Genomic DNA, 6,562 nt, shown 5'->3' on the forward strand with positions numbered 1-6,562 from the left:
TGTCCTTGGCATTCTCGACCTTGAAGCCGGTCGAGATGCGATTCTGAGTCTGCTCCAAGGCCTTGTTGGTCTGGTCCAGGCTCTGCAGCGCCTGCATCGAGGCGACGTTGGTATTGATCGAGGACATACCTTGTTCCTTCTACTGGGTATGACGCTTGCCCTGTCGGGCGATGATCGGCGTCGTCCTGACGCCTGCTCCCGTTCTACCTTGGTCCGCCTTAATCGACCGTTACCGTCCAGGCTTTTCTTCGGTAGAACGCGTTCTTTGTTCGACAGTCACCCGGCAGTGTTTGCCGGGTGACTCAAGTCATGAAGTTGACGAGCGAGAGATTCTGTAGCCGGCCGGTGATCGCGTAGGTGCTCTCGAGCTGCTGACGCAGCTCCTGGATGCGGGTGGCAACCTCGTAGGGGTCGGCCTCCTCGATCTCGGCGACGCGCTGGCTCATCAGGTTCGCCGCGCCCTCGTGGCGCTGGATCGTGTCGGCGACCAGCTGCTCCTTCACGCCCAGGCGCCCCTGCACCTCGGTGACCCGGTCGACCGTGGCGCCGGCGCTCTCACCTGCCCTGAGCGCGAACGCGCGGTAGCCCTCGACGTCGTCGCCCACGCCGCGCGCGGCCAGCATCGCCATGCTCTTGACCGACTCGCGCAGCTCGGCCTGGTCGGCGCGCACGCCATAATCCACGACCTGCCCCGCGCCGATGCGCGCCCGCTGCGCCCCGCCGACGTCCGGATCGCTGTCGCCGCGGTACCAGTGCACGACCTCGCTCTCGGTGCCGGCGACCAGCCCGGTGCCGGCGCCGTCGACGATCAGCGGACCGCCGTCCCGGAAGAAGTCGTTGGCGCCCTGCGCCTCGGCCGCGCCCGAGAAGGCCGCGCTGTCCTGGATCGCCGCCAGGGCATCCGACAGGGCCTGGCGCAGGCTGGTCGCCGCGGAGGCCGCGTCGACGCCGCGGTCGAAGGTCGCGGAGAGCTGCTGCGCGCCGCCGCCGAGCTCGGGATCGGCCACGGCGGTGTTCGTATTCCCGGCCGTGAGCGTGAGCTCGATCGCGCTGCCGTCCGGCAGGCGCACGTCGACCGTGACGCTATCGCCGGCTGCCGGCTGGCCCGAGAGGCTGATGTCGAGCTGTTCCTGGGCGCCGGCCGGCATCCCGGTCGGGCTGGTCGCCGCGGGCGTGGTGGTCGCCGTCATCGCCCCGCCGCTGTCGCGCGCGCCGGCGACCGACAGCCCGAACACCAGGTTGTCGTCCTGCAGGCGCACGCTGTCCGCGGTCGGGTTGGTGATCTGCCCGGCGGCCGTGATGTCGGTGGCGAGATCGGCGTCGGCCCGCTCGGCCATCACCTGGTCCAGGCCCATGGCCGCGCCGGCGCCGTCCAGGATCGCCTGCGCCTCGGCCACTGGCCGGACGTCGGTGGTGCGCCCGGAGAAGAGGTACCGGCCCTCGACCTGCGTGTTCAGCCGCGCCACGGCGTCCTGCAGGCGCCCCTCGGCGGAGGGCTCCAGGAACGGCAGACCGACATCGTTGCGGTAGATCGCGGCGTTGACCTGGTCGCGCTGACCGACCAGCCCGTCCTGCACGGCCGTCATGGAGGCCTGCATGACTTCCATGCGGGTCGCCGTCATCTCGCCGGTCTGGATAAAGCTTTCGGCATCGGCCACGTCGGCGCGCAGGGCCTGGGAGATCTTGGACTGCAGGCCGAGCTCGCCGTGCGTTTCCGCGCGCTTGCCCGAGGCGATCTGCCCCTGCGCGCGCTGCAGCTGACTGCTCAGATCCGCGGTAACCTGGCGTAAGAAATTATGCTGGCCGATCAGCGAAATACCGGTCATTTTTCAGGTTCCTTAGCGTTTGATCGCGAACAGCGTGTCGAACATCTGGTCGACCAGGCCCATCAGCTTGGCGTTGGCCGCGTAGACCTTCTCCATTTCCATCAGACGGTTCATCTCCTCGTCGATGTTCACGCCGTTCTGGTTGGCTACCCGGTCCTCGATGGCGCGCGCGACGGCCGCGCGGTCCTCCGCCCGGCTGGACGCGCTCTGCGCCTGGTTGCCCTGGAACGAGACGATCTCGCGGGCGAAGCCGCCCAGCGTGGTGGTCTGCGGCCGGCCCGACCCGCCGATCCCGGTCGCGGGCGAGAAGGTCGTCGGCGCTTCCGCGAGCCGGCGCGTCAGCTCCAGCGGCCGCGCGCTGTCGCCGGTCGCCGTCGTCCCGGTGGTCAGCACCAGCCGCTCCGGATTGGCGATGAGGTCGGCGTTGAGGGCGATCCGGGCGGCGAAGCCCTGCTTCTGGCCCTGCCCGTCGACCGAGCCGGTGTAGTCCACCTGCCCGGCCTTCATGTCGGCGAACACCGGCAGGCCCAGGCGATCGGGATTGCCCGACTGGGTGTCGGTGAGGGTGAAGCGCGCGTCCACGGCCTGGATCGCCGAACCGCCCGAGTCCTGCACTGTCAGGGTCGAGCCGGCGGTGGTGGCCGAGCCGGCGACCGCGGCGTTGATCTGCGCGGCGAGGTTGGCCGCGGTGGCCGCGTCGCTCGCCCCGCGCTGGAAAGTGAAGACGGTGTCGTTCGCGCGCGCGGTCAGGTCGTTCGACGCCGGGCCACCGGGCTCGCTGGAGGCGATGAAGGTAAAGCGGTTCTGGACGCTGCCGTTCGTGAAGGTGACCTCGATCTGGTCGCCGTCGCTCTGGATCCGGCCGGCGATGTCGATTTCCCGGCTGGTCGTCGTGGGCGCGTCGGCGCGGACGGTGTGCTCGCTCAGGCGCGTGGCCATCTGGTGGGCGAGTTCGTCGAGCTGGCGCTGGGCCTGGGGCAACAGCTCATCCCGCAGCTCGACGAGGCCGGCCATCCGCCCGCCGGTCAGGCTACCGGAGCCGATCAGGTCGACCGCATTGCCGTCTTGGCCGAGCGTGATCGTACCGACCTGGCGTTGCGTGCCGTCGCGGCTCCACTCGGTGTTGGCGTTGATCTCGAAGCGCTGGTCGAAGTTGAGCGGGCGCGCGCCGCCGCGTCCGACCAGGCTGGAGCCGTCCGGCGTGAACACCAGCGACCGGCCCTCGCCGCCGTCGATCACACGGATGTCGATCTCCTCGGCGACGGCCTCGAGGTGTTGATCGCGCTTGTCCTCCAGGTCGGCCGTCGAGCGGCCCTGCGCCTGACGCTGGGAGATGTCCTCGTTGAGCTCTGCGATCTGACCAAGGGCGTGATTTACCTTGTCCACCGAGGCGGCGATGCCGCTCTCGGCCTCGGCGCGCATGTCCTGAATCTGGGTGGAGAGGTCGTTCAGCTTGCGCGCGGTCTCGCCGGCGGCCGAGATCACGCCCTCGCGCACGGAGGCGGATTCCGGGTTGGTGGTCAGTTCCTGGAAGGCCTCGGTGAAGCGGGTTACCTGGCTGGCGATCGAGTTCTCGTCCTGCGGCCGGCCGAACATCTCGTCGACCCGGCCCAGATAGTCCGCGACCACGCCGGTCTGCTGGCTGGCGGAGAGATCGGTGCGCAGCTGCTGCATCATGCGCTGGTCGACGTCGCGCCGGACGGCGTCCGTCCAGACGCCGCGGCCCTCGCCGCCCAGCACGGCGTTGTCCACGGGCAGGGTCTTGCGGGTGTAGCCGGGCGTCGAGGCGTTCGCGACGTTGCGCGAGACGACGTCGATCGACTGCTGGGCAGCCGACAGACCGCTGAAGGCGTTGTTGAGGGCGGTGAACAGCATGGGGCGTGCATCCCGGCCGCCGTCCTGGCGGCCTCGAAGGAGGGGGTGGTCTACCTGACCGGCAAGGGTCTTCCTGACGTATCCGGATCAGGCGGAGCCCGCGGGGTCCATGGCGCGCAGGCACTTCATGCGGTACTGCGCCCGGCACCATTCGATGTTCAGTGTCGGCAGGGCCTCGTTGAGGCGGCTGATGTCGAGATCCATGCCGGCGGCCTCGAGCTCGTCGGCGAGCAGGGCCGAGACGAAGACGCACAGGCTGAGGTTCTCGCTGTCCGGCGCGCGGCTCGTGGCCGCCTGGCGCATCGCCTCGGCGACCGCGTCGATCACCAGGCGCGCCCGGCGGAGGTCGCCGTCCAGGCGGAGGAACGACCGCGTCTCCGGGCTGAGGCCGGCGAAGCCAGGCCCATCGGCCAGGACCCGGGCCGCCTGCCCGATGAAGATCGCACCCTCCGCGAGGATGCCGCGCTGGCGCTGGGCCAGGGCCTGCTGCCAGAATTCTTCCGTCGGAACGACGGCGGTGTCGCGTGTCTGGGTCATCGGATGCCGCCTAGCGCTTGATGTTCATGACTTCCTGGAGCATCTGATCGGCCGTCGTGATGCTCTTGGCGTTGGCGGAGTAGACGCGCTGCGCGACGATCATTTTGGTGAACTCCTCGGCGACATCGACGTTGGAGTTCTCGATCGCTCCGCCGACGATCCGGCCGGAGGCGTTCAGCAGCGGCGCGCCGGATTCCGGGGTCTCGATGAAGGCGCCGCCGTCCAGGCGCTCCATGGCGTCCGGCGAGGAGAAGGCGACCAGGGGAACCTGGGCGATCGGCAACGTGTTGCCGTTGGAGAAGGTCGCCGAGATCCGCCCCTGCTCGTCGGTGAAAACCTCTGCGAGTTCGCCCCTGGGATAGCCGTTCTGCTGGATCTTGGAAACCGAGACGCTGGCGTTGGTGTCCGCGAACTGCGTCAGTGCCGCCTCACCCTTGTTCGTGAAGTCGAAGGTGAAGTCCGGCACCGGCTTGCCGTTCAGGCTCTTCCCGGTGATCGCCGGCTGGGCCGCCGAGACCAGCGTGCCGGTATCGCCCCGGAACTCCGCGGCCGTCAGGAACTTCCACTCATCATCCGTGCCGGGTCCGCCGCCGTCGGTATCGGGGTCGTAGTAGTAGGCGCCCCAAACGTCGTTGGCGGTGCCGCCGGCGCTGCTCACGGCCGTCGCGACGTTGCCCATGTTGGTTGGGTTCGTGACTTCCGGCGCGTCCTGCGGCGCGTTGCCATTGGACAGCTTCACCCAGCGGACCTGCATGTCCATCTTGGCGCCGACGTCGTCGTAGAGGGTCATCGCGCCGCCGCCCGAGGAATTCTCGACGAACGTCTCGGGCTGGATCGGGCCGGCCGAGCCGATGGTGTCGCCGAGCACGTTCTGGCCGATGCCGGCGAAGTCGCCGATCACGTCGTTGGTCGGCGACGGCACGCGGACATTCTCGGGCAGGTTGGCGTTGTAGGCGACCAGATTGGTCGCCTTCGCCTCGTTGAACTCGTTCGTGATCTGTAGCGGCTGCGGGATCGCGGTGGTCGGGTTGCCGGTCTGCTGGTCGACCGGCAGGCCCTGCAGGAAGTAGCCGCCGCCGTTCACCAGGTATCCGCGGCTGTCGAGCTTGAAGTCGCCGCGGCGGGTAAAGCGGTCGACATCCTCGAAGACGGGTTGGTTGTCAATACGGGTCTTCTCTTCGGCGACCATGAAGTAGCCATCGCCGGTGACCGCCATATTCAGCGGGTTGCGGGTCTGTTGCAGGTCGCCCTGCTGGGCGTGAGTGTAGCGGGCGTTCGCCATCACCGCACCGGGGTTGTGCTGCCCCTGGCGCGCGCTGGTGACGATCTCGGAGAACGAGGTCTCCACGCGCTTGAAGCCCGCGGTGCGCGCGTTCGCCAGGTTGTCCGAGATGTGGCCCATGGCCTTCGATTGGGCTTTCAGGCCGCTCACGCCGGTGGTCAGGGATGCGAATACGCTCATCGCTCTTCCGTCCTCAAAGGTGTTCGTTCAACGACCGCACCGCTGGTCCGCGCGATCTTCCGCGAACCTCTCTGCATGCTCCGTGCCAATCGCCCGAAACGACGGAAGTCCGCGCGTCACGACGACGATCGTTCCCCGTCAAGACCCGGAACAAGCTACCGGACGACCGTTGCTGCCGACTTAACAGGGTAGATCTTGCCGGGTGGTCGGCGGAGATTGCCGGGTCACGACCGTCTGGGTGAATCGGGGCAACCGCTTCCTGCCTTGCTGGAGCGACAAGCCCACCAGCCTCAAAACATTGAATTTCAGCGGCCACTTCACGCCGGTCGTCCCGGTCGGTGGCCAAAAACGGACGATGTTCGGGTGTAAGCGGCGCGAGCGCTCCACAGCCGCAAACGGTTGACCGGCTACCGGCTTGAACGGCTGGCTTTCGCGCGGTCGGGCACCCAGTAGCCGCGCAACGTGACGACGGCGGCGGCGATAGTGGGCGCCGGGTTGCCCTCGGGCAGCGACAGATTGACGGCCTTCGGACCCAGCCACGCGCGGGCGGTCGCCGGCGAGGCGTGCGCCAGGATCGGGCCGATCATGCGGAACTCCGCCCGGCTTGTGTCGAGCAGACGCTTCCAGAGCCGCCGGCGCGGCCGGATCGCCCGGCCGAACCCGTCGCACCACGGGGTTGGGTCCGTATGGCCTTCGGCCGTGCGGCCGAACCGCGGCGCATAGGCCTCCGGCTGATCGGACAGGGTCGTAGCGATCCGGTTGTACTCCACGGCGATCCCCTGGACCGCGCGCAGGGCCTCGGTGTCCTCGGTCAGGCTGAGGTCCGCCCTGGGGCCCAGCACCTCGGGCAAGAACTGCTGGG

6 protein-coding genes are annotated in these 6,562 nt (G+C 68.6%); all 6 read right to left on the reverse strand.

What is annotated here, in order from left to right; all coding sequences use genetic code 11:
• A partial coding sequence (locus CKO28_RS28480; RefSeq protein WP_496196154.1) for a flagellin N-terminal helical domain-containing protein occupies nucleotides 1–127 on the reverse strand: 127 nt, incomplete at its 3' end.
• Between the two features lie 175 nt (nucleotides 128–302).
• A complete protein-coding gene (locus CKO28_RS16470; protein WP_200341900.1) occupies nucleotides 303–1,826 on the reverse strand; it encodes a flagellin in 1,524 nt (507 codons plus the stop codon).
• Between the two features lie 12 nt (nucleotides 1,827–1,838).
• A complete protein-coding gene (gene flgK / locus CKO28_RS16475) occupies nucleotides 1,839–3,701 on the reverse strand; it encodes a flagellar hook-associated protein FlgK (protein ID WP_200341901.1) in 1,863 nt (620 codons plus the stop codon).
• An 87-nt stretch (nucleotides 3,702–3,788) separates the two neighbouring features.
• Nucleotides 3,789–4,238, reverse strand: coding sequence for a hypothetical protein (locus tag CKO28_RS16480; protein ID WP_200341902.1), 450 nt, complete (start codon nucleotides 4,236–4,238; stop codon nucleotides 3,789–3,791).
• Between the two features lie 10 nt (nucleotides 4,239–4,248).
• On the reverse strand, nucleotides 4,249–5,700 hold the full coding sequence (locus CKO28_RS16485) for a flagellar hook protein FlgE (protein ID WP_200341903.1): 1,452 nt from the start codon (nucleotides 5,698–5,700) through the stop codon (nucleotides 4,249–4,251).
• A 407-nt stretch (nucleotides 5,701–6,107) separates the two neighbouring features.
• Nucleotides 6,108–6,562 (reverse strand): UPF0149 family protein (locus CKO28_RS16490; RefSeq protein WP_200341904.1); only part of this gene is annotated, 455 nt, incomplete at its 5' end.

Source organism: Rhodovibrio sodomensis (assembly GCF_016583645.1).
Lineage (GTDB): Bacteria > Pseudomonadota > Alphaproteobacteria > Kiloniellales > Rhodovibrionaceae > Rhodovibrio > Rhodovibrio sodomensis.